The following is a 22,427-nucleotide window of genomic DNA, read 5'->3' as shown; positions in this document are numbered from 1 at the left end:
CCCTTTCCGCGCACCGCAGGACGTCTGGACGTCCTGGAATCAGCCTTCGGCGGACTCGGCCGGAGCTTCTTCTACGAACTCGTCAGCAGTCACGCCACCGGCGTTCTTGCCACGCAGTACGGCTTCAGCCATGGAGCCCAGGTACAGCTGTACGGCGCGGATGGCGTCGTCGTTACCCGGGATAACATAGTCAACGCCTTCCGGGCTGCTGTTGGTATCGACGACGCCAATGACCGGGATGCCCAGCTTGTTGGCTTCGGTGATAGCAATGCGCTCGTGGTCAACGTCGATCACGAACAGAGCGTCCGGCAGGCCGCCCATGTCCTTGATGCCGCCCAGGCTGCGATCCAGTTTTTCCAGATCACGGGAGCGCATCAGAGCTTCTTTCTTGGTCAGCTTGGCGAAGGTACCGTCCTGGGACTGCACTTCCAGCTCGCGCAGACGCTTGATCGACTGACGAATGGTCTTGTAGTTGGTGAGCATGCCGCCCAGCCAACGGTGGTCGACGTACGGCATGCCGCAACGGGCAGCTTCTTCGCGAACGATCTTGCCAGCGGAACGCTTGGTGCCGACGAACAGGATCTTGTTCTTGCCCTGGGCCAGGCGCTCAACGAAGGTCAGGGCCTCGTTGAACATCGGCAGGGTTTTTTCGAGGTTGATGATGTGGATCTTGTTGCGCGCGCCGAAAATGAACTTGCCCATTTTCGGGTTCCAGTAACGGGTCTGGTGGCCGAAGTGCACACCGGCCTTCAGCATATCGCGCATATTGACTTGGGACATGATAGTTCCTCGATAAGTCGGGTTAGGCCTCCATGCATCCCAACGGCCAACCCTCCGACTGTGTCGAAAGGGCACCCAGGCCATCGTGTCGATGCATGTGTGGGTTAATGCTCCGAAATGGCCGTAGCCTCCGGAGCGGGGCGCTTTATACCACAACCTTGGCCAGAACAAAACCCGCAAGGACGTTCGGCAGCGCCCCCCAGCGCCTTACCCGACCGGCTCCCTCGGCCGGCCACCCTTAATAGAAGAGCGCCGAATCTGATAGACTTGCGTATTCCTCTCATTTACCCGCGCGTACGCAGCGCCTGAAGAGAAGTCGCATGACCGTCACCATCAAGACGCCCGAAGACATCGAGAAAATGCGCGTCGCCGGCCGTCTGGCCGCCGAAGTGCTGGAAATGATCGGCGAACACGTCAAGCCCGGCGTCACCACCGACGAACTGGACCGCATCTGCCACGACTACATCGTCAACGTGCAGAAGGCCATTCCCGCGCCGCTGAACTACAAGGGCTTCCCCAAGTCGATCTGCACCTCGATCAACCACGTGGTGTGCCACGGCATTCCCAACGAGAAGCCGCTCAAGGAAGGCGACATCGTCAACATCGATGTCACCGTAATCAAGGACGGCTACCACGGCGATACCAGCAAGATGTTCTCGGTCGGCAAGACCCCGGAATGGGCTGACCGCCTCTGCCAGATCACCCAGGAATGCATGTACAAGGGCATTGCACTGGTCAAGCCGGGCGCGCGCCTGGGTGACGTCGGCGAAGTGATCCAGAAGTACGCCGAGAAGAACGGCTTCTCCGTGGTGCGCGAGTACTGCGGCCACGGCATCGGCAAGGTGTTCCACGAGGAGCCCCAGGTGCTGCACTACGGCCGCGCCGGCACCGGCCTGGAACTGAAGGAAGGCATGATCTTCACCATCGAGCCGATGATCAACCAGGGCCGCCCGGAAACCCGCCTGCTGGGTGATGGCTGGACGGCCATCACCAAGGACCGCAAGCTGTCCGCGCAATGGGAGCACACCGTGCTGGTCACCGCCGACGGCTACGAGATCCTCACCCTGCGCAACGACGAAAGCTTCCCGCGCACCTCGGCCTGAATGGCTGTTCAAAATCTTGCGAGCTAGAGCAGAACAAGGCGCAACGACCAACGGGAGTAACAGCCGCAGGCTGGCCCGAAGGGTGAGCGCCAGCGAATCAAACAGGCGAGGACGCGGAGTTTACGCGCTGTAAATGAGCAGTCCTAGCCTGTTTTTAACGCAGTTATGCCGACGCGCAGCAGATTTTGTGTGGTTTGCAATCTCGCCGACGGCTGGGTAGAACATACAAATCCCGGCCCGGCACGGCTGCCGGGCCTGGCGCCAAGCGCCCAGGCCCGACCGCCCTCTTGCCCCTGCCCTCCCCTAAGCCATTGATCAGGAAGGCCGCCATGCCGCAGGTGGATCCCGAGTTGTTCGACCGTGGGCAGTTCCAGGCGGAACTGGCCCTCAAATCCAGCCCCATCGCCGCCTTCAAGAAGGCCATCCGTCAGGCCAACGAGGTGCTCGACGCCCGCTTCAACGGCGGCCGCGATATCCGCCGGCTGATCGAAGACCGCGCCTGGTTCGTCGACCAGATCCTGCAGCAGGCCTGGAATCGCTTCGACTGGGGCGACGACGCCGACATCGCACTGGTCGCCGTGGGCGGCTATGGGCGCGGCGAACTGCACCCGCACTCGGACATCGACCTGCTGATCCTGCTCGACAGCGAAGACCAGGAGATTTTCCGCGAGCCCATCGAAGGCTTCCTCACCCTGCTCTGGGACATCGGCCTGGAAGTCGGCCAGAGCGTGCGCTCGGTCGCCGAATGCGCCGAGGAAGCGCGTGCCGACCTCACCGTGGTCACCAACCTGATGGAATGCCGGACCATCTCCGGCCCGGACAGCCTGCGCCAGCGCATGCTCGAAGCCACCAGTGCAAAGCAGATGTGGCCCAGCGGGCAGTTCTACCTGGCCAAGCGCAAGGAACAGATTCACCGCCACACCAAATACAACGACACCGAATACAATCTCGAGCCCAACGTAAAGGGCTCGCCCGGCGGCCTGCGTGACATCCAGACTCTGCTCTGGGTCGCCCGCCGGCATTTCGGCAGCCTCAACCTGCACGCCCTGGTGCGCGAGGGCTTCCTGGTCGAGAGCGAATGCGCGGTGCTGGCCTCCAGCCAGGAATTCCTCTGGAAGGTCCGCTACGCCCTGCACATGCTCGCCGGCCGCGCCGAGGACCGGCTGCTGTTCGACCATCAACGGCGCATTGCCGGGATGCTCGGCTATGAAGGCAACGACGCGAAGCTGGCCGTCGAGCGCTTCATGCAGAAGTACTACCGGGTGGTGATGGCGGTGTCCGAGCTGAACGACCTGATCATGCAGCACTTCGAGGAAGTGATACTGCGGGCCGGCGAGAACGGCCAGATCCTGCCGCTCAACAGCCGCTTCCAGTTGCGCGACGGCTACCTGGAAGTCACCCACGCCAACGTCTTCAAGCGCACCCCGTTCGCCCTGCTGGAAATCTTCGTGCTACTTGCCCAGCACCCCGAGATCAAGGGCGTGCGCGCCGACACGATCCGGCTGCTGCGTGACAGCCGCCACCTGATCGACGACGACTTCCGCCACGACATCCGCAACACCAGCCTGTTCATCGAGCTGTTCAAGTGCAAGGAAGGCATCCACCGCAACCTGCGGCGGATGAACCGCTACGGCATCCTCGGGCGCTACCTGCCGGAGTTCGGCCTGATCGTCGGGCAGATGCAGCACGACCTGTTCCACATCTATACGGTGGACGCGCACACCCTCAACCTGATCAAGCACCTGCGCAAGCTGCGCCGCCCGGACATGGCGGAGAAGTACCCGCTGGCCAGCAAGATCATGGAGCGCCTGCCCAAGCCCGAGCTGATCTACATCGCCGGGCTCTACCACGACATCGCCAAGGGCCGCGGCGGCGACCACTCGGAACTGGGCGCGGTGGACGCCGAGCACTTCTGCCAGCGCCACCAGCTGCCGCCGTGGGATACCAACCTGGTGTCCTGGCTGGTGCAGAACCACCTGATCATGTCGACCACCGCCCAGCGCAAGGACCTCTCCGACCCGCAGGTGATCTACGACTTCGCCCAGCTGATGGGCAACCAGACCTACCTGGACTACCTCTACGTGCTCACCGTGGCCGACATCAACGCCACCAACCCGACGCTGTGGAACTCCTGGCGCGCCAGCCTGCTGCGCCAGCTCTACACCGAGACCAAGCGCGCGTTGCGTCGCGGCCTGGAGAACCCGGTGGACCGCGAGGAGCAGATTCGCCAGACGCAGAGCGCGGCCATCGACATCCTGGTACGCGGCGGCATCGACCAGGACGACGCCGAGCAGCTCTGGAGCCAGTTGGGCGACGACTATTTCCTGCGTCACAGCGCCGCCGACGTTGCCTGGCACACCGAGGCCATCCTCCAGCACCCGGACGACGGCACCCCGCTGGTGCTGATCAAGGAAACCGCCCAGCGCGAGTTCGAGGGCGGCACGCAGATCTTCATCTATGCCGGCGACCAGCACGACTTCTTCGCCGTGACCGTGGCGGCGATGGACCAACTCAACCTGAACATTCAGGACGCGCGGATCATCACCTCCACCAGCCTGTTCACCCTCGACACCTACATAGTGCTCGATGCAGATGGCGGCTCGATCGGCAACAATCCAGCACGGGTCGAAGAAATTCGCGAAGGACTGGTCAACGCCCTGAAGGACCCGGACGAATATCCGACCATCATCCAGCGCCGCGTGCCGCGCCAGCTCAAGCACTTCGCCTTCGCCCCGCAGGTGACCATCTCCACCGACGCGGCGCGCCAGGTCAGCGTACTGGAAGTCACCGCGCCGGATCGCCCCGGCCTGCTGGCGCGCATCGGCGGGCTGTTCCTGGACTTCGACCTGTCGGTGCAGAACGCCAAGATCGCCACCCTGGGCGAGCGCGTGGAAGACGTATTCTTCGTTACCGATGCGCACAACCAGCCGCTTGCCGATCCTGAGCTGTGCAAACGAATCCAGACCGCCCTGGTGGATATCCTCTCGGATGGCGGCCAACAGACCATGCCGGTGCGCATCAGCATCTAGTCCCGATCTTGTAAAAAGTCAGAAAAAAGAGCCTTGCCATGAACCCTGCCCTCGACTCGCTCCAGCCCTACCCCTTCGAGAAGCTCCGCGCCTTGCTGGCCGGAGCCCAGCCGCCGGCGGACCTCAAGCCCATCGCACTGTCCATCGGTGAGCCCAAGCACCGCTCGCCGGAGTTCGTCGCCAAGGCCCTGGCCGACAGCCTCGACCAGATGGCCGTCTACCCGACCACCCTGGGCATCCCGGCCCTGCGCGAAGCCATCGCCGCCTGGTGCGAGCGCCGCTTCCAGGTGCCGGCAGGCTGGCTGGACGCCGCGCGCCACGTGCTGCCGGTGAACGGCACTCGCGAAGCGCTGTTCGCCTTCACCCAGACCGTAGTCGACCGCAACGCCAAGGGACTGGTGATCAGCCCGAACCCGTTCTACCAGATCTACGAAGGTGCGGCCCTGCTGGCCGGCGCCGAGCCGCACTACCTGCCGTGCCTGGAAGACAACGGCTTCAATCCGGACTTCGACGCCGTACCGGCGGACGTCTGGGCACGCTGCCAGATCCTCTTCCTCTGCTCGCCGGGCAACCCCACCGGCGCGCTGGTGCCGCTGGAGACCCTGAAGAAGCTGATCGCCCTGGCCGATGAGCATGACTTCGTGATCGCCGCCGACGAGTGCTACAGCGAGCTGTACTTCGACGAGCAGAACCCGCCAGCCGGCCTGCTGACCGCCTGCGCCGAGCTGGGTCGCAATGACTTCAAGCGCTGCGTGGTGTTCCACAGTCTGTCCAAGCGCTCCAACCTGCCGGGCCTGCGCTCGGGCTTCGTTGCCGGCGACGCCGAAGTGCTGAAGAAATTCCTCCTCTATCGCACCTACCACGGCTGCGCCATGCCGGTTCAGACCCAACTGGCCAGCGTCGCCGCCTGGAAGGACGAAGACCACGTGCGCGCCAACCGCGACCTGTACCGCGAGAAGTTCGACGCCGTGCTGGACATCCTCGCCGGCGTGCTCGACGTGCAGCGCCCCGATGGCAGCTTCTACCTGTGGGCGAAGACGCCGATTGCCGACACCGAGTTCTGCCGCGGCCTGTTCGATGCGCAACACGTCACCGTGGTGCCGGGCTCGTACCTGTCGCGCGAAGTGAATGGCGAGAATCCGGGCGCCAATCGCGTGCGCATGGCGTTGGTCGCGCCGCTGGCGGAATGCGTGGAAGCGGCCGAGCGGATCAAAAAGTTCGTTCAGAGCCTATAAAAGGCCTTGTGTAGGAGCGAGCTTGCTCGCGAACCCGCTTCACGCCGGAGCTACCGGATAGTTCGGTTCGCGAGCAAGCTCACTCCTACAAAAAAGCCCAAAGCGCCCTACACCCAGCGCCCCGCCTTGCTGGTCACCCAGGCTTCCTGACTGTCCAGCTCCCCCAGCACCTCGCGCATGGTCTCATCGTCGATCTCGTGTTCGCGGCGCATGCGGTACAACTCCAGCCGCTGCGCCCGCAATGCCTTGATGCGCAGTGCCTGATCGGCGAGCTCCAGGCCGCGGGCACGCTCGCGGGCTTCCTGGGTGTCCGGCGCCGGGTCCAGCTCGTGGCGGTACTCGGCCATCAGCCGCGCCCGCACTTCCGCCAGGCGCGCTGCCTCATCCGCATCGGCGCCGTCGCGCACGGGCATTTCCTCGCTCTCCAGCATGTGGATGGCCGCCGCCGCGGTCTTGCGCCATACCGACTGCACTTCACGCTCACGCTGGTCGTTGCTGGCGGCCGGCAAGCCGCGCAGGAGGATCGGCAAACCGATGGTGGCGGCGACCAGGGAGACCAGGATCACCCCGGTGGCGATGAAGATGATCAGATCACGCTGCGGGAACGCCGAGCCATCGAGCAACAGCAATGGTACCGAGAGCACGCCAGCCAGCGTCACCGCTCCACGCACGCCGCCCAACGCCGAGATTGCCGACAAGCGCAGCACCGGCTCGCCGGATCGGCCGCCCAGCTCCACGCCCCACCATTGCTCGAAGCGCACCGACACCTTCCAGTAGCACCAGACCCAGCCAAAGCGCAGCAACAGCAGCACGGCGAACACTGCCAGCACGTAGAAAGCCAGCAGTGACGAGCGCCACATCACGTCGTCGGCATGGTGCGCGACGGACTTGAGGATGTCCGGCAACTGCAGGCCCAGCAGCAGGAACACCACGCCATTGAAGGCGAACTCCAGCATCGACCAGACGCTGCGGTTGAGCAGGCGGGTGTTGGTCTGCCGCGGCAGCAGGTCCACCCAGCTCTGCATCATGCCGGCGGCCACCGCCGCGAGAATGCCGGATACACCCAGTTGCTCGGCAATCATGTAACAGGCGAAGGGCAGCAACAGCATCAGCACCACGTGGGTGGCCGGATCGTCCCAGCCGCGGCGGATCATCCAGCCGCGGATGCGCCCCAGCAGCCAGCTGAGGAATACGCCACAGGCCAGGCCGCCAATGGCCACCAGCAGGAAGCTCAGGCTGGCATCCATCAGCGAGAAGGTGCCGGTCATGGCTGCGGCGAGGGCGAACTTGAAGGCAACCAGGCCGGACGCGTCGTTCATCAGCGCCTCGCCCTGCAGCACATGCATCAAGCGGCGTGGCAGGCGATCCTGGGCGATGGCAGACACCGCCAGCGCATCGGTGGGCGACAGCACCGCCGCCAGGGCGAAGGCCGCGGCCCAGGGAATCTCGGGAATCAGCAGATGGATGAAGACACCGCCGCCGAGCACGGTGAACAACACCAGGGCAAAGGCCAGGGTGAGGATCGGCCAGCGCATCTTCCAGAACTCGCCCTTGGGCATACGCCAGCCATCGGCGAACAGCAGCGGCGGAATGAACAGGAACATGAACAGTTCCGGGTCCAGCGCCACGTGCAGCCCCAGGCTTGGCCAGGCCAGCGCGGCGCCGGCGGCGATCTGGATCAGTGGCAGAGGCAGCGGTATCAGCTGCGCCGCGAGCCGGGTTCCACCCACGACCAGCAGCAGGATCAGCACGGTATAAACGGTTTGCATCGACGAACTCCCAACACAGCCCTGCATTGAAGCACCCGAGGCGGCCCGGATCAGCCCCATATCGGGCAAAAAACTGTTGCAACACCCCGGCCTCCCGGTGGCGTCCCGCAAGGCGCTGGGAAATGGCATAATCCCGCGCCTGAAAAAAGCATCGAAAAGGAGTAGCGCCCCGTGAGTGAGCGGACGCTGTATGGAATCAAAGCCTGCGACACCATGAAGAAGGCCCGTACCTGGCTGGAAGAACATGGCGTCGACTATGCATTCCACGACTACAAGACTAGCGGAATAGACCGCGCGCACCTGGAGCAGTGGTGCAACGAGCATGGCTGGGAGACAGTCCTGAACCGTGCCGGCACCACGTTCCGCAAGCTCGACGACGCGCAGAAGGCCGATCTCGACCAGGCCAGGGCCATCGAGCTGATGGTGGCGCAGCCGTCGATGATCAAGCGCCCGGTGCTGGACCTGGGTGGCCGTACCCTGGTCGGGTTCAAGCCCGACGCCTACGCCGCCGCGCTGGCCTGAGCCTCCTCAAGATGAGCATCGCCTGGGCCCTGTTCCTCCCCGCCTGCTTCGCCCTGAACCTGGCGCCGGGGCCGAACAACCTGCTGTCGCTGAACAACGCCGCACGCTTCGGCCTGCTGCGGGCCACCCTCGCCGGTGGCGGACGCCTGCTCGCCTTCGCCGGCATGCTGACATTGGCTGCTTCCGGCCTGGCGCTGGTGCTGCAGGCCTCGGCCTGGCTATTCCTGGCGATCAAGCTGGTGGGCGCCGGCTACCTGTTGTGGCTGGCCGTGCAACTGTGGCGCGCGCCGACGGCAAACCTGTCGGTGGACGGCACTCCGGTGCCCGCCACCAGCCTGTGGCGCCTGGCCCGCCAGGAGTTCTGGGTGGCCGCCGGCAACCCCAAGGCAATCCTCATCTTCACCGCTTTCCTGCCGCAGTTCGTCGATCCGCGTCAGGCCGTGGGCGCCCAGTTCGCCCAACTCGGCGCAGCCTTCCTGCTACTGGAATGGCTGGCCATCGCCCTTTACGGGCTCGCCGGGGTCCGCCTCGGCAAGCTGCTCGCCGGCGCACGCGCCCGGCGCCTGTTCAACCGTGGTTGTGCCGCGCTGCTGGGCAGCGCCGGGCTGGGCCTGCTGCTCAGCCGCCGTCCGGCCTGACCGAATCCGTTCTTCGAGAATCTCTTTCAAGGAATCCCCACATGTCGAAATCCCTGTTCAGCATCGCTTTCGGTGTCGGCACCCAGAACCGCCAGGGCAACTGGCTGGAAGTCTTCTACGCGCAGCCGCTGCTGGGCCCCAGCGCCGAACTGGTCGCCGCCATCAGCCCGCTGCTGAACTATGAAGGCGGTAACCAGGCGATTGCCTTCACCGCCCACCAGGCGTATCAGCTGGCTGACGCCGTCGAGACCGTCGACGCCGCCCAGGCTGCCCTGCTCAACCGCCTGGCCGAAAGCCAGAAACCGCTGGTCGCCACCCTGCTGGCCGAAGACGCCGCCCCCAGCTCCACCCCGGAGGCGTACCTGAAGCTGCACCTGCTGTCCCACCGCCTGGTCAAGCCGCACGGCCTGAACCTGACCGGCATCTTCCCGCTGCTGCCGAACGTGGCCTGGACCAACCAGGGCGCCGTCGACCTGACCGAACTGGCCGAACTGCAACTGGAAGCGCGCCTGAAGGGCAAGCTGCTGGAAGTCTTCTCCGTCGACAAATTCCCGAAGATGACCGACTACGTGGTCCCGGCCGGCGTGCGTATCGCCGACACCGCCCGCGTACGCCTGGGCGCCTACATCGGTGAAGGCACCACCGTGATGCACGAAGGCTTCGTCAACTTCAACGCCGGCACCCAGGGCCCGGGCATGATCGAAGGCCGCGTCTCCGCTGGCGTGTTCGTCGGCAAGGGCTCGGATCTGGGCGGCGGTTGCTCCACCATGGGCACCCTGTCCGGCGGCGGCAACATCGTCATCAGCGTTGGCGAAGGCTGCCTGATCGGCGCCAACGCCGGCATCGGCATCCCGCTGGGCGACCGCAACATCGTCGAAGCCGGCCTGTACGTCACCGCCGGCACCAAGATCGCCGTGCTGGACGACCAGAACAACCTGGTGAAAGTGGTCAAGGGCCGCGACCTGGCCGGCCAGGCCGACCTGCTGTTCCGCCGCAACTCCCAGACCGGCGCAGTCGAGTGCAAGACCAACAAGACCGCGATCGAACTGAACGAGGCGCTGCACGCACACAACTAAAAAATTGGCCTGAAGCTGCTGCGCTAGGCCATGCTGCGTTGAAATCAGGCGCGGGCTGCTCATTTACAATCGTAAACTCCGCGCCCACGCCTGATTTCGCCTTGCCTGGCCGTCGCTCGCGACGCTTCAAATCCAATTTTTACGTGCTGCCGTCATGACTGTTAATTCTCCCTGGCGCTCCGACTTCCCGGCCCTCGCCGCCTTCGAGGCTGAAGGCCAGATCTACCTCGACAGCGCCGCCACCGCGCAGAAACCGCGCGCCATGATCGACGCCCTCGCCGGCTACTACGCCAGTGGCGCCGCCAACGTACACCGCGCCCAGCACCTGCCCGGCGAGCACGCCACGCGTGCCTTCGAGGCGACTCGCAGTCTGGCGGCCAATTGGCTGAATGGCGGCAGCCCGGCGCAGATCATCTTCACCCGTGGCGCCACCGAGGCGCTGAATCTGTTGGCTTACGCGCTGGAAGGCCAGTTCCGGAGCGGCGACGAGATCGTTGTGAGTGCCCTGGAGCACCACGCCAACCTGTTGCCCTGGCAACAACTGGCCAAGCGGCGCGGCCTGAAACTGGTGATATTGCCGCTGGACCCAACCGGCCGCATCGACCTGGCCCGCGCCACCAGCCTGATCGGCCCGCGCACGCGGCTGCTCGCCGTCAGCCAATTGTCCAATGTGCTGGGCACCTGGCAACCACTGCCGGAACTGCTGCAGATGGCGCGGCAGTACGATGCACTGACCGTAGTGGATGGCGCCCAGGGCGTAGTCCATGGCCGGCACAACCTGTCAGCGCTGGGTTGCGACTTCTACGTCTGTTCCAGCCACAAACTCTACGGCCCGGAAGGTGTCGGCCTGCTCTGGGGCCGCCCGCAGGCGCTGGCGCGCCTGGCCCACTGGCAGTTCGGTGGCGAGATGGTGCGCCTGGCCGATTACTACGACGCGCAGTTCCACGACGCGCCCATGGGCTTCGAGGCCGGCACACCGCCCATTGGCGCAGTGATCGCGTTCGGCGCCACCCTGCAGTGGCTGGCCGCTCGGGACAACGCCGAAATCAGCGCCCACGAGGACTTCCTTCATGCCCGCCTGCTCGCCGGCCTGCGCGCCCGTGACGGCGTGCGCGTGCTGGGCGAACCGGATGTGGCGCTGGCCAGTTTCGTGGTCGAAGGCGTGCACGTCTCGGACCTGGGCCACTTGCTCACCGAACAGGGCATCGCTGTACGCGCCGGACACCATTGCGCCATGCCGCTGATGAAGACCCTCGATGTCGCCGGCGCCCTGCGCGTCTCCCTCGGCCTGTACAACGACAGCGCCGACCTGGAACGCTTCTTCACCGCGCTCGACAACGCCCTGGAGTTGCTGCGATGAGCCTGCCCAGCGCCGCCGCGGAGGCGCTGCAGGCCTTTACCGACCTGCAAGGCTGGGAGCAGCGGGCCCGCCTGCTGATGCAATGGGGCGAACGCCTGGAACCGCTGAGCGACGCAGAGCGCAGCGACGAGCAGCGCGTGCAGGGCTGCGAGAGCAATGTCTGGCTGGTGGCCGATGCGCGTGACGGCCACTGGCATTTCCGCGCCTACAGCGATGCGCGCCTGCTGCGCGGCTTGCTGGCGCTGCTGCTGGTGCGGGTGGAAGGCTTGCCGGCGGACGAGCTGTCCGCCATCGACTTGCCGGACTGGTTCAATCAGTTGGGCCTGGCCCGGCAACTTTCGCCGTCGCGCAGCAACGGGTTGAACGCCGTGCTCAAGCGCATGCAGGAACTGATCGGGACCTGAACGTCTGGCTTTTCGTAGGAGCGAGCTTGCTCGCGAACCTGCCCGACATAGTCGCATCCAGCCAAGCCTTCGCGAGCAAGCTCGCTCCTACAAAAGGCATTAGCCCGCTGTGCGCTCCGACGGCCGCCGCGCACCGGCGACGATCTTGTCCACAGCCCTGGCAGCGGCGACCATGCCGAAGGTCGCGGTGACCATCATCACCGCGCCGAAGCCGCCGGCGCAGTCCAGCTTAACGCCCTCGCCGACGAAACTCTTCGACTGGCACACCGTGCCGTCCGGCTTGGGGTAGCGCAGCTGCTCGGTGGAAAACACGCACTGCACGCTGTAATGACGGCCCGGGGTACGCGAGAAGTTGTAGTCGCGCCGCAAGGTCGAGCGAACCTTGGCGGCCAGCGGGTCGTTGAAGGTCTTGTTCAGGTCGGCGACCTGAATCTGCGTCGGGTCCACCTGCCCGCCCGCGCCACCGGTGGTGATGATCTGCAGCTTGCGGCGCTTGCACCAGGCGATCAGTGCAGCCTTGGCAGCGACGCTGTCGATGCAGTCGATCACGCAATCCAGCTCCGGGGTGATGTAGTCCGCCATGGTTTCCCGGGTAACGAAATCGGCTACGGCGTGTACGACGATGCCCGGGTTGATCGACTTCAGGCGCTCGGCCATGACCTCGACCTTGGGCTTGCCCACAGCGCCCTGGATGGCGTGCACCTGGCGGTTGGTGTTGGTCACGCAGACGTCGTCCAGATCGAACAGGGAAATCTCTCCCACGCCACTACGCGCCAGGGCCTCGGCCGCCCAGGAACCCACGCCGCCGATCCCGACCACCGCCACATGGCTGGCCGCCAGACGCTCCAGGCCCTCACGGCCGTATAGCCGCGCGATTCCGCCGAAACGCTGTTCATCCAGTTGCATCGCCCACACCTCATCTCGAAACGGCCGGCATTCTATAACGGCCGAGCTCCGGTAAGGAGCAGCCGCCGCGCGCTTGCAACAAAGCCGAATTGCCGCAGTCTCAGTCACGCGCCTGCCACACATTCTAAACTGTCGGAAAATGCCCACGTGCGCCCACGCGGCGGACGGTGCCGGCAACCTGTACAGCCCCCGGAGTGCGGGGTAGGATGCGCCCCGACCGGCGGCCATCGCGTACAGAGATTGTCCCGGCCCCTCCCCGTTCCACCCTTTGGAACCCGATCGCACCATGCCTGCACGCAAGTTCGGCCTCAACCTGGTGGTGTTCGTTGCCCTCGCGGCACTCTTCACCGGCTTCTGGGCCCTCTACAACCGCCCCGTCAGCGTTCCCGACTGGCCGGAAAGCATTTCCGGATTCTCCTTCTCGCCCTTCCGCCTGAACCAGAATCCGCAGAAGAACCAGTTCCCCAGCGACGACGAGATCCGTTCGGACCTGGAACTGGTCTCCAAGAACACCGACAACATCCGCACCTACTCGGTGAAAGGTTCGCTGGCCGACATCCCGCGCCTGGCCGAAGAGCTCGGCATGCGCGTCAGCCTCGGCATCTGGATCGGCCCGGACGAGGCCGAAAACGAGGCCGAGATCGAGCGCGGCATCGAGATCGCCAACAACTCGCGCAGCGTGGTGCGGGTGATAGTCGGCAACGAGGCGCTGTTCCGCCGTGAAGTCACGGTCGAGCAGTTGACCGCCTACCTGGACCGCGTGCGCAAGGCGGTCAAGGTGCCGGTGACCACCGCCGAGCAGTGGCACATCTACGAGAAATACCCGGAGATGGCCAAGCACGTCGACCTGATCGCCGCGCACGTCCTGCCCTACTGGGAATACACGCCGATGGACGACGCCGTGCCGTTCGTCCTCGAGCGCGCCAAGGAGCTGCGCGCCAAGTTCCCGCGCAAGCCGCTGCTGCTGGCCGAAGTCGGCTGGCCGAGCAACGGCCGCATGCGCGGCGGCGCCGACGCCACCCAGGCAGACCAGGCCATCTACCTGCGCACGCTGACCAACGCGCTGAACAAGCGCGGCTACAACTACTTCGTCGTCGAGGCCTTCGACCAACCGTGGAAAGTCGGTGACGAAGGTTCGGTCGGTGCCTACTGGGGCGTCTACAACGCCCAGCGCCAGCCCAAGTTCAACTTCGACGGGCCGGTGGTGAACATCCCGCAATGGCGCGCCCTGGCGGTCGCCTCGGTGGTGATGGCGCTGCTCGCCCTGACCTTGCTGATGATCGACGGCAGCGCCCTGCGCCAGCGCGGGCGGACCTTCCTCACCGTGGTCGCCTTCGCCGGCGGCTCGGTGCTGGTATGGATCGCCTACGACTACAGCCAGCAATACAGCACCTGGTTCAGCCTGACCGTTGGCGGCCTGCTGGGTATCGGCGCGCTGGGCGTGTTCATCGTCCTGCTTACCGAGGCCCACGAACTGGCCGAGACCGTCTGGGTGCGCAAGCGCCGCCGGCCATTCGACCCGGTGCTGAGCGACACCGGCTACCGGCCCAAGGTCTCGGTGCACGTACCCTGCTACAACGAACCACCGGAGATGATGAAGAAGACTCTGGATGCCCTGTCCAGGCTCGATTACCCGGACTTCGAAGTCCTCATCATCGACAACAACACCAAGGACCCGGCGGTCTGGGAACCGGTACGCGATTACTGCGAAATCCTCGGCCCGCGCTTCCGCTTCTTCCACGTCGCGCCGCTGGCGGGCTTCAAGGGCGGTGCGCTGAACTACATCCTGCCGCACACCGCGCCGGACGTCGAAGTCGTGGCGGTGATCGACGCCGACTACTGCGTCGAGCCGAACTGGCTCAAGCAGATGGTGCCGCACTTCGCCGACCCGAAGATCGCCGTGGTGCAGTCCCCGCAGGACTACCACGATGGCGAGGAAAACGCCTTCAAGAAGCTCTGCTACGCCGAGTACAAGGGCTTCTTCCACATCGGCATGGTCACCCGCAACGACCGCGACGCGATCATCCAGCACGGCACCATGACCATGATCCGCCGCACCGTGATGGACGAGCTCAGGTGGGCCGACTGGACCATCTGCGAGGACGCCGAGCTGGGCCTGCGGGTGTTCGAGAAAGGCTATTCGGCCGCCTACTCGCACCAGAGCTTCGGCAAGGGTGTGATGCCCGACACCTTCATCGACTACAAGAAGCAGCGTTTCCGCTGGGCCTATGGCGCCATCCAGATCATGAAGGGCCACGCCCGTGCGCTGTTCCAGGGCAAGGACAGCAAGCTGACCCTCGGCCAGCGCTACCACTTCATCGCCGGCTGGCTGCCGTGGATCGCCGACGGTATGAACATCTTCTTCACCGTCGGTGCGCTGCTCTGGTCCTCGGCGATGATCATCGTGCCCAAGCGGGTCGACCCGCCGCTGCTGATCTTCGCCATCCCGCCGCTGGCGCTGTTCTTCTTCAAGTTCGGCAAGATCATGTTCCTCTACCGCCGTGCGGTGGGCGTGGACCTGCTGCGCTCGTTCCAGGCGGCGGTGGCCGGCCTCGCGCTGTCGCACACCATCGCCAAGGCGGTGCTCTACGGGGCGTTCACCAAGACCATCCCGTTCTTCCGCACACCAAAGATGGCCTCCAACCATGGTCTGCTGGTGGCACTGGCGGAAGCGCGTGAAGAGGTGTTCATCATGCTCCTGCTGTGGGGCGCTGCACTGGGCATCGTACTGGTGCAGGGCGTACCGAGCCGCGACATGATGTTCTGGGTCGCCATGCTGCTGGTGCAGTCGTTGCCCTACCTCGCCGCCCTGGTGATGGCGCTGCTGTCCGCCGCGCCCAAGGCTCAGGAGGCGCCGGCAGCGGACGTCGCACCGGCCAACTGATGCGGCCCCTGTAGGAGCGAGCTTGCTCGCGAACGCTTTGGCTTGATGCTCGTGCGTCAGGCTGGGTTCGCGAGCAAGCTCGCTCCTACCAACGGTTGTTACCGCCTATCTCCTCGCAGCAACGCCGGCCAATCGCCGGCGTTTTTGCTTTAAGATGAGCGCCTTTTTCCGTTCCACCCCCAGGATGATCTCAATGTCCCTCTCGCCGACACTGGCCCTCGCCTGCGAGCTGATTCGCCGTCCCTCCGTCACACCGGTCGATGCCGACTGCCAGCAGTTGATGATGCAGCGCCTGGACGCCTGCGGCTTCGCCCTGGAGCCCATGCGCATCGAGGATGTGGATAACTTCTGGGCGCTGCGCCAGGGCCGCGACGGTGCCAATGGCCCGGTGCTGTGCTTCGCCGGCCACACCGACGTGGTTCCCACCGGCCCCGAGCAGGCCTGGCAGCACCAGCCGTTCGACGCCCTGATCGACGCTGACGGCATGCTCTGCGGCCGCGGCGCGGCGGACATGAAAGGCAGCCTGGCGTCGATGATCATCGCCACCGAGCGCTTCGTCGCCGACCATCCGGAGCATCGCGGCAGCATCGCCTACCTGATCACCAGCGACGAGGAAGGCCCCGCCCACCACGGCACCAAGGCCGTGGTCGAGCGCCTGAAGGCCCGCAATGAGCGCCTGGACTGGTGCATCGTCGGCGAGCCGTCGAGCACCACCCTGGTGGGCGACATCGTCAAGAACGGCCGCCGCGGTTCCCTCGGCGCCACCCTGACCGTGCGCGGCAAGCAGGGCCACGTGGCCTATCCGCACCTGGCGAAGAACCCGATCCACCTCGCCGCCCCGGCACTGGCCGAACTCGCCGCCGAGCACTGGGACAACGGCAACGACTACTTCCCGCCGACCAGCTTCCAGATCTCCAACATCAATGGCGGCACCGGCGCGACCAACGTGATTCCGGGCGAGCTGAAGGTGATCTTCAACTTCCGCTTCTCCACCGAATCCACCGTGGAAGGCCTGCAGCAGCGCGTCGCGGCGATCCTCGACAAGCACGGCCTGGAGTGGCACATCGACTGGGCGCTGTCCGGCCTGCCGTTCCTCACCCAGCCGGGCGAGCTGCTCGATGGCGTGGCGGCGGCGATCCGCGCGGTCACCGGTCGCGAGACTACCCCGTCGACCTCCGGCGGCACCTCCGACGGCCGCTTCATCGCCACCATGGGCACACAGGTGGTCGAACTCGGCCCGGTCAACGCCACCATCCACCAGGTGGACGAGCGCGTACTGGCCAGCGACCTCGATGTGCTGACCGAAATCTATTACCAGACCCTGGTGCGACTGCTGGCATGAGTGGACCGAACAAAGGCTTCTGCCTGGGCGCCATCCAGCCCGACACCCCGCCGCCTGCGCCAGCCGCCGAGCGCCGCTACTCCCTGCGCGTGTACCAGCTCGCCCAGCGCCGCCGCTCCCTGCCCACCGTGCTGCGCAACGACCTGCCACAGCCGCTGGGCCCAGGGAAAAAGCAATGCTGATCTGTCCGCTGTGCCGCGAGGCGCTGACTGATGTCGAAAACGGTGTCGCCTGCCCCGCCGGCCACCGCTTCGACCGCGCCCGCCAGGGCTACCTGAACCTGCTGCCGGTGCAGCACAAGAAAAGCCTCGATCCGGGCGACAATGCCGCCATGGTCGAGGCACGTCGGCACTTCCTCGGCGCCGGCCACTACGCGCCGCTGGCCTCGCGCCTGGCCGAACTGGCTGCCGAGCGCGCACCAGGCCGCTGGCTGGATATCGGCTGCGGCGAGGGGTACTACACCGCCCAGCTCGGTGACGCCCTGCCGCAAGCCGATGGCTATGCGCTGGACATCTCCCGCGAGGCAGTCAAGCGCGCCTGCAAGCGCGCGCCGCAACTGACCTGGATGGTCGCCAGCATGGCCCGCGTGCCGCTGGCCGATGCCTCATGCCAATTGCTGGCCAGCGTGTTCAGCCCGATCGACTGGAAGGAAGCGGCTCGCCTGCTCACTCCCGGCGGCGGCGTGCTACGCCTGGGCCCGGCGCGCGACCATCTGCTCGAACTGCGCCAGCGCCTGTACGACGAAGTACGCGAGTATGTCGAAGACAAGCACCTCGCAGACCTGCCCGAAGAACTGCAGCTGGCGCACACCGAACAATTGAGCTTCAAGCTGCCGCTGGCAACCCGCGAAGCCCGCGAGCACCTGCTGGCGATGACGCCCCACGGCTGGCGGGTCAACCCTGAGCGGCGCGAGCGCATCCTCGCCGAGCCCTTCGAGGTCACGGTCGCGGTACGCTACGATTGGCTGGAACGCCAAGAACCCTGACGAGGACGCCATGCGCCAACCGGATATCGAGATCTACATCAAGGATGCCGACCAGGCCGCCGTTGGCGCCTGGCTGGAAAAGGCACTTGGCCCGTGCAGCGAATGGCGCGCCCAGGGCGAGACCTTCAAGTGCACCGCCGGCAGCATTCCCGCCACCTGGCTGCCCAAGGCCGTGGGCAAGTGGAACAGCCTGTTCCTGGACAGCGACAAGACCCCGTGGGACGACGATGTCGCCTGCGCCCGTGCGGCCTGCGCCGCGCTGGAAGTGGAAGTGCGCTGCGCACCCGGCAGCTGGAGCGAAGACCAGGGCGAGGAGGACGCGGACCGCTGGCTTAAAGTGACCACCGCCGGCGTCGAAGAGATTACCTGGCGCACGGGTTGACCCGCCGCTTGTACCTGGCTGTAAAAACAAAGGCCCGTCCAATGGACGGGCCTTTGCTCTTTCGGGGGCTCAGACCTTGGCGACGTCTTCCGCCTGGAGGCCTTTCTGACCCTGGATCACCGAGAACTCCACTTTCTGGCCTTCGACCAGGGAGCGGTGACCATCGCCACGAATGGCACGGTAGTGAACGAAAACGTCCGGACCGCTATCGCGTTGAATGAATCCATAACCTTTGGCGTCATTGAACCACTTGACGGTTCCGACCTCACGATCAGCCATTACCACACTCTCCAACTTGCCTATTATTTTTGGATGGCCCCCGGGAATGAGGACTTCGGCAGTCGCCGGCTGAACGCTTTCCTTATCATCCAACCCGCACCGAATGGCACACAGGAAGGTAATTCGAATAACGCCCACGGGCGACAGCGCTCCCGAGTATATAAATCAAAAGTTACAGCTGAAAAGCACTTTTTCATCAACTCCGCGAGCCTATGACCAATCAGGCCAAAGTGCCATTTTTCGGGGCCTGCAGAGCCATTTTGGTGCTCGTTACCCAGCGTAACGAAAGTGTTTCGAACGTGGACCTTTTCTCACTTCCGGACATTTATGGCGGGTAGTTTCGTTCCCGTTCATCGGCATTCGGCGATCTCCGCAAATGTCATTCACAGGCCGCGAGAATGCATGCCGCAGTTCACACTGCGGCAATATGCCCAATCATTTATCGGATGAATCGGCAGCGCGCCAATCCCTTTCCGCTCGATGGATAACGGCCGCCGCTGGTACTTCCGGCGGCCCGATACCCGGCAAGTCGTGCACCATCAAGGGACGCCAGCAGTCAGGGACTGACCTGATAGCCGCGCCCCTGCAGACAACCGCTGTAGGCACTGGCGCTGGCAGAAGTCTGCGCTTCATTCTGCGCACGGCGGTCCTGCCGACGCTCCTGCCGCTGGCGCGAGGCACCGATTGCCGCACCTGCGGCAGCCGCGTCGCCGGCACGGTTCTGCCGGTATTGCTGCTTGGCCTCGTCACTGGCGCGGTCATAGAGCTCGTCGTGCTGCTGGCCACGCACTTCGGCGGCAACGCTGCCTGCCGCCGCGCCCCTGGCGGCACCACGGACACGGCCACCGACATTCGGCTCGGAGCCGGTGGCGGCACTGTTCGCGGCATTGCTGGCAACGCTGTTGCACTCCGCCATGTCCTGCTGCATCTGCTGGCTGCCCTGGCCCTTGAGCGGGACGACAGTCTGGGCCTCGGCGGGCAACACAAACGACAAGGCGAGCAGACATCCCCAAGTGAACGTACGCATCGCGGAACCTCCGTGGAATGTCATCCCCTAAATGACAGGATAGCCGCAGCCCGTGGGCTGTCCGCGCGCACCGACCAAGCGCTCGTGGCTTTGCTGGCGGGGCCTAATCCGGCAAACTAGCCGGCCTGAGCAATCGCTCGTTTTACCTTCGCCAGCCATAGGGCCTGTATGCCTCGTTACCCGTTCCGCCGCTTCGGTTTTGGTGCCCTGCGCCGCCTGCTGTACCTCTGGGTGCGCTCGGAAACCATCAACCAGTCGGCCTTCAGCCTGAAGATCGACCGCAGCAAACCGGTCCTCTACGTCCTGCAGCAACCCTCGGTGAGCGACCTCGCCGTGGTGGATACCGAATGCCGCAAGGCAGGCCTGCCCCGCCCGGTGATGCCGGTGGCGGTGGGTGAATCCATCGAGCCGGCGGCCTTCTTCTACCTGACGCCGGAGCCCGACTGGCTCGGCCGCCAGGACAAGCGCGGCGCACCGCCGGCGCTGGTGCGCATGCTCGGCGCCATCGGTCAGAACGGCATCGACGACGCGCAGATCATTCCCGTCAGCGTGTTCTGGGGCCAATCCCCGGACAGCGAAAAGAGTGCCTGGAAACTGCTGTTCGCCGACAACTGGGCAGTCACCGGCCGCCTGCGCAAGCTGGCGCGCATCCTCATCCTCGGCCGCAAGACCCGCGTGCAGTTCTCCGCGCCCATCCACCTGCGCGAGCTGGTGGAACAGAACAAGGGCCACGAGCGCACCCTGCGCATGGTCCAGCGCATCCTGCGGGTGCACTTCCGCAACCAGAAGACCGCGGTGATCGGGCCAGACCTGTCGCACCGCCGCACGCTGGTCAAAGGCTTGCTGCGCGCGCCGCTGGTGCGCCAGGCAATCCAGGAAGAATGCGAAACCCAGAAGATCTCCCAGGAGAAGGCCGAAGCGGCTGCCCTGCGCTACGCGAATGAAATCGCCGCGGACGTCTCCTACCCGGTGATCCGCTTCCTCGAAGTCACCCTGACCTGGTTCTGGAACAAGCTCTACGAGGGCGTGAAGGTCAACCATATCGAACGCGTGCAGGAAGTCGCCCAGGGCCACGAAATCGTCTACGTGCCCTGCCACCGCAGCCACATCGACTACCTGCTGCTGTCCTACCTGCTGTTCCGCAATGGCCTGACCCCGCCGCACATCGCCGCCGGGATCAACCTCAACATGCCGGTGGTGGGCTCGATCCTGCGCCGCGGCGGCGCCTTCTTCATGCGCCGCAGCTTCAAGGGCAACCAGCTGTACACCGCGGTATTCAACGAATACCTGCACACCCTGTTCAGCCGTGGCTTCTCCACCGAGTACTTCGTCGAGGGCGGCCGCTCCCGCACCGGGCGCATGCTGCACCCGCGCACCGGGATGCTGGCAATCACCCTGCGCAGCTTCCTGCGCGACTCGCGCCGGCCCATCGTCTTCGTGCCCGTGTACATCGGCTACGAGCGCGTGCTCGAAGGCCGCACCTACCTGGGCGAACTGCGTGGCGCGGCGAAGAAGAAGGAATCGATCTTCGACATCTTCAAGGTCATCGGCGCGCTGAAGCAGCGCTTCGGCCAGGTCTGGGTGAACTTCGGCGAGCCGATCCACCTCGACCGCTTCCTCGACCAGCAGCAGCCGGACTGGCGCCAGCAGGAGCTGGGCCCGGAATACCGCCCGGCCTGGCTGTCGGAAACCACCAACCACCTGGCCCGCGACGTCGCCCGTCATCTCAACGATGCTGCCGCGATCAACCCGGTGAACCTGGTGGCACTGGCACTGCTCTCCACTACCCGCCTGGCCCTGGACGAAACCGCCCTGGCGCGGGTGATCGACCTCTACCTCGACCTGCTGCGCAAGGTGCCCTACTCGCCCAGCGCCACGCTGCCCGAGGGCGACGGCCAGCAACTGATCGAGTACGTGAAGAGCATGAACCTGCTCAGCGAGCAGAAGGACGCCCTCGGCCGCATCTGCTACCTCGACGAGCAGAACGCGGTACTGATGACCTACTACCGCAACAACGTGCTGCACATCTTCGCGCTGCCTGCGCTGATCGCCAGCTTCTTCCAGAACAGCGGGCGGATCAGCCGCGAACAGCTGCTGCGCTACACCCGCGCGCTGTACCCGTACCTGCAGGCCGAGCTGTTCATCCGCTGGAGCCTGGACGAGCTGGACGCCGTGGTCGATCAATGGCTGCAGGCCATGGTCGCCAGCGAACTGCTCAAGCAGGAGAACGACACCTTCATCCGCCCGCCGCCCAGCTCGCGCCAGTACGTACTGCTGACCTTGCTGGCCCGCGCCATCGCGCAGACCCTGCAACGCTTCTACATGTCCATCTCGCTGGTGCTCAACGCCGGGCAGAAGCAGCTCACCGCCGAGGAACTGGAAAACCTCTGCACCGTCATGGCCCAGCGCCTGTCGGTGCTCCACGGCCTGAATGCCCCCGAGTTCTTCGACAAGAGCCTGTTCCGCCACTTCATCCAGACCCTGCTGGACGAAGGCGTGCTGCGCAAGGACGAGAACGGCAAGCTGAGCTACCACGAGCTGCTCGGCGAGCTGGCCGAAGGCGCCGCCAAGCGCGTGCTGCCGGCGGAGATCCGGCTGTCCATCCGCCAGGTCGCCCTGGAGCGGCCACCGCAGGAAGACAGCACCCCGGCCGAGCCGCCAGCGGCCAGCCAGGCCTGAGCTGAACAGCCCCTGCCGGCGGCTTGA

At 65.2% G+C, this 22,427-nt stretch carries 19 protein-coding genes; 14 read left to right on the top strand and 5 right to left on the bottom strand.

The window, feature by feature from the left end:
- Nucleotides 1–39: 39 nt before the first annotated feature.
- Nucleotides 40–780 carry a 30S ribosomal protein S2 gene (gene rpsB, locus L6D89_RS00625; protein WP_054908326.1) on the bottom strand — a complete coding sequence of 247 codons (741 nt, stop codon included), beginning with the start codon at nucleotides 778–780 and terminating at the stop codon, nucleotides 40–42.
- Nucleotides 781–1,085: 305 nt separating this feature from the next.
- On the opposite strand from rpsB, the gene map reads away from it, so the two are divergent.
- The 3 genes from map (at nucleotide 1,086) to dapC (ending at nucleotide 6,147) form a co-directional block, all read left to right on the top strand.
- Entirely contained in the window at nucleotides 1,086–1,883 is a 798-nt protein-coding gene (map, locus tag L6D89_RS00620; protein ID WP_275094702.1) for a type I methionyl aminopeptidase, read from the top strand.
- A gap of 329 nt (nucleotides 1,884–2,212) precedes the next feature.
- The gene (locus L6D89_RS00615; protein ID WP_236198448.1) at nucleotides 2,213–4,912 is read left to right on the top strand and encodes a [protein-PII] uridylyltransferase; all 2,700 of its coding nucleotides are present in this window, start codon (nucleotides 2,213–2,215) and stop codon (nucleotides 4,910–4,912) included.
- 38 nt (nucleotides 4,913–4,950) lie between these two features.
- A complete protein-coding gene (gene dapC / locus L6D89_RS00610; protein WP_236198447.1) occupies nucleotides 4,951–6,147 on the top strand; it encodes a succinyldiaminopimelate transaminase in 1,197 nt (398 codons plus the stop codon).
- 107 nt (nucleotides 6,148–6,254) lie between these two features.
- Here dapC and L6D89_RS00605 read toward each other — a convergent pair whose 3' ends face one another.
- Complete coding sequence (locus L6D89_RS00605; RefSeq protein WP_236198446.1) at nucleotides 6,255–7,976, bottom strand: Na+/H+ antiporter; 1,722 nt, start codon at nucleotides 7,974–7,976, stop codon at nucleotides 6,255–6,257.
- Between the two features lie 111 nt (nucleotides 7,977–8,087).
- On the opposite strand from L6D89_RS00605, the gene L6D89_RS00600 reads away from it, so the two are divergent.
- The 5 genes from L6D89_RS00600 to L6D89_RS00580 all read left to right on the top strand — a co-directional run bounded on the left by L6D89_RS00600 (nucleotide 8,088) and on the right by L6D89_RS00580 (nucleotide 11,916).
- Entirely contained in the window at nucleotides 8,088–8,438 is a 351-nt protein-coding gene (locus L6D89_RS00600) for an ArsC family reductase (protein ID WP_275094700.1), read from the top strand.
- An 11-nt stretch (nucleotides 8,439–8,449) separates the two neighbouring features.
- Entirely contained in the window at nucleotides 8,450–9,076 is a 627-nt protein-coding gene (locus tag L6D89_RS00595) for a LysE family translocator (protein ID WP_236173102.1), read from the top strand.
- Nucleotides 9,077–9,117: 41 nt separating this feature from the next.
- On the top strand, nucleotides 9,118–10,152 hold the full coding sequence (gene dapD, locus L6D89_RS00590; protein WP_236198445.1) for a 2,3,4,5-tetrahydropyridine-2,6-dicarboxylate N-succinyltransferase: 1,035 nt from the start codon (nucleotides 9,118–9,120) through the stop codon (nucleotides 10,150–10,152).
- 154 nt (nucleotides 10,153–10,306) lie between these two features.
- On the top strand, nucleotides 10,307–11,512 hold the full coding sequence (locus tag L6D89_RS00585) for an aminotransferase class V-fold PLP-dependent enzyme (protein WP_236198444.1): 1,206 nt from the start codon (nucleotides 10,307–10,309) through the stop codon (nucleotides 11,510–11,512).
- Nucleotides 11,509–11,916 (top strand): SufE family protein, encoded by a 408-nt coding sequence (locus L6D89_RS00580; RefSeq protein WP_236198443.1) that lies wholly within the window; start codon nucleotides 11,509–11,511, stop codon nucleotides 11,914–11,916. The genes L6D89_RS00585 and L6D89_RS00580 overlap by 4 nt, the downstream gene beginning before the upstream one ends.
- A 99-nt stretch (nucleotides 11,917–12,015) precedes the next feature.
- On the opposite strand, the gene tcdA is transcribed toward L6D89_RS00580, so the two are convergent.
- Nucleotides 12,016–12,822 (bottom strand): tRNA cyclic N6-threonylcarbamoyladenosine(37) synthase TcdA, encoded by an 807-nt coding sequence (gene tcdA / locus L6D89_RS00575; protein ID WP_236198442.1) that lies wholly within the window; start codon nucleotides 12,820–12,822, stop codon nucleotides 12,016–12,018.
- Between the two features lie 286 nt (nucleotides 12,823–13,108).
- Here tcdA and L6D89_RS00570 point away from each other — a divergent pair, with 286 nt between their 5' ends.
- From L6D89_RS00570 to L6D89_RS00550, 5 genes are all read left to right on the top strand, one after another.
- The gene (locus tag L6D89_RS00570; protein WP_236198441.1) at nucleotides 13,109–15,706 is read left to right on the top strand and encodes a glycosyltransferase; all 2,598 of its coding nucleotides are present in this window, start codon (nucleotides 13,109–13,111) and stop codon (nucleotides 15,704–15,706) included.
- Nucleotides 15,707–15,890: 184 nt separating this feature from the next.
- The gene (dapE, locus tag L6D89_RS00565; RefSeq protein ID WP_236173107.1) at nucleotides 15,891–17,048 is read left to right on the top strand and encodes a succinyl-diaminopimelate desuccinylase; all 1,158 of its coding nucleotides are present in this window, start codon (nucleotides 15,891–15,893) and stop codon (nucleotides 17,046–17,048) included.
- Complete coding sequence (locus L6D89_RS00560; protein WP_236173108.1) at nucleotides 17,045–17,230, top strand: hypothetical protein; 186 nt, start codon at nucleotides 17,045–17,047, stop codon at nucleotides 17,228–17,230. Before dapE ends, L6D89_RS00560 begins: the two co-directional genes overlap by 4 nt.
- The gene (locus tag L6D89_RS00555; RefSeq protein ID WP_236198440.1) at nucleotides 17,224–18,033 is read left to right on the top strand and encodes a putative RNA methyltransferase; all 810 of its coding nucleotides are present in this window, start codon (nucleotides 17,224–17,226) and stop codon (nucleotides 18,031–18,033) included. Before L6D89_RS00560 ends, L6D89_RS00555 begins: the two co-directional genes overlap by 7 nt.
- Before the next feature lie 10 nt (nucleotides 18,034–18,043).
- Nucleotides 18,044–18,415, top strand: coding sequence for a hypothetical protein (locus tag L6D89_RS00550; protein ID WP_236173110.1), 372 nt, complete (start codon nucleotides 18,044–18,046; stop codon nucleotides 18,413–18,415).
- Nucleotides 18,416–18,484: 69 nt separating this feature from the next.
- Here the strand turns inward: L6D89_RS00550 and L6D89_RS00545 are convergent, their stop codons facing one another.
- Together L6D89_RS00545 and L6D89_RS00540 are read right to left on the bottom strand one after the other, a co-directional pair.
- The gene (locus L6D89_RS00545) at nucleotides 18,485–18,694 is read right to left on the bottom strand and encodes a cold-shock protein (protein ID WP_015476243.1); all 210 of its coding nucleotides are present in this window, start codon (nucleotides 18,692–18,694) and stop codon (nucleotides 18,485–18,487) included.
- A gap of 556 nt (nucleotides 18,695–19,250) precedes the next feature.
- Nucleotides 19,251–19,721 (bottom strand): YMGG-like glycine zipper-containing protein, encoded by a 471-nt coding sequence (locus L6D89_RS00540; RefSeq protein ID WP_236198439.1) that lies wholly within the window; start codon nucleotides 19,719–19,721, stop codon nucleotides 19,251–19,253.
- Between the two features lie 168 nt (nucleotides 19,722–19,889).
- Between L6D89_RS00540 and plsB the strand changes: the two genes are divergently transcribed.
- The gene (gene plsB / locus L6D89_RS00535) at nucleotides 19,890–22,400 is read left to right on the top strand and encodes a glycerol-3-phosphate 1-O-acyltransferase PlsB (RefSeq protein WP_236198438.1); all 2,511 of its coding nucleotides are present in this window, start codon (nucleotides 19,890–19,892) and stop codon (nucleotides 22,398–22,400) included.
- Nucleotides 22,401–22,427: the final 27 nt, after the last annotated feature.

This window comes from Pseudomonas pseudonitroreducens (genome assembly GCF_021603645.1).
Taxonomy (GTDB): Bacteria; Pseudomonadota; Gammaproteobacteria; order Pseudomonadales; family Pseudomonadaceae; genus Pseudomonas; species Pseudomonas pseudonitroreducens.
This window is presented reverse-complemented; position numbering and strand designations above follow the sequence as displayed.

Coding starts and splice junctions, on each gene's coding strand:
- rpsB (WP_054908326.1), bottom strand. CDS start 780: ATGTCCCAAGTCAATATGCGCGATATGCTGAAGGCCGGTGTGCACTTC.
- L6D89_RS00615 (WP_236198448.1), top strand. CDS start 2,213: ATGCCGCAGGTGGATCCCGAGTTGTTCGACCGTGGGCAGTTCCAGGCG.
- dapC (WP_236198447.1), top strand. CDS start 4,951: ATGAACCCTGCCCTCGACTCGCTCCAGCCCTACCCCTTCGAGAAGCTC.
- L6D89_RS00605 (WP_236198446.1), bottom strand. CDS start 7,976: ATGGGGCTGATCCGGGCCGCCTCGGGTGCTTCAATGCAGGGCTGTGTT.
- L6D89_RS00595 (WP_236173102.1), top strand. CDS start 8,450: ATGAGCATCGCCTGGGCCCTGTTCCTCCCCGCCTGCTTCGCCCTGAAC.
- dapD (WP_236198445.1), top strand. CDS start 9,118: ATGTCGAAATCCCTGTTCAGCATCGCTTTCGGTGTCGGCACCCAGAAC.
- L6D89_RS00585 (WP_236198444.1), top strand. CDS start 10,307: ATGACTGTTAATTCTCCCTGGCGCTCCGACTTCCCGGCCCTCGCCGCC.
- L6D89_RS00580 (WP_236198443.1), top strand. CDS start 11,509: ATGAGCCTGCCCAGCGCCGCCGCGGAGGCGCTGCAGGCCTTTACCGAC.
- tcdA (WP_236198442.1), bottom strand. CDS start 12,822: ATGCAACTGGATGAACAGCGTTTCGGCGGAATCGCGCGGCTATACGGC.
- L6D89_RS00570 (WP_236198441.1), top strand. CDS start 13,109: ATGCCTGCACGCAAGTTCGGCCTCAACCTGGTGGTGTTCGTTGCCCTC.
- dapE (WP_236173107.1), top strand. CDS start 15,891: ATGATCTCAATGTCCCTCTCGCCGACACTGGCCCTCGCCTGCGAGCTG.
- L6D89_RS00560 (WP_236173108.1), top strand. CDS start 17,045: ATGAGTGGACCGAACAAAGGCTTCTGCCTGGGCGCCATCCAGCCCGAC.
- L6D89_RS00555 (WP_236198440.1), top strand. CDS start 17,224: ATGCTGATCTGTCCGCTGTGCCGCGAGGCGCTGACTGATGTCGAAAAC.
- L6D89_RS00550 (WP_236173110.1), top strand. CDS start 18,044: ATGCGCCAACCGGATATCGAGATCTACATCAAGGATGCCGACCAGGCC.
- L6D89_RS00545 (WP_015476243.1), bottom strand. CDS start 18,694: ATGGCTGATCGTGAGGTCGGAACCGTCAAGTGGTTCAATGACGCCAAA.
- L6D89_RS00540 (WP_236198439.1), bottom strand. CDS start 19,721: ATGCGTACGTTCACTTGGGGATGTCTGCTCGCCTTGTCGTTTGTGTTG.
- plsB (WP_236198438.1), top strand. CDS start 19,890: ATGCCTCGTTACCCGTTCCGCCGCTTCGGTTTTGGTGCCCTGCGCCGC.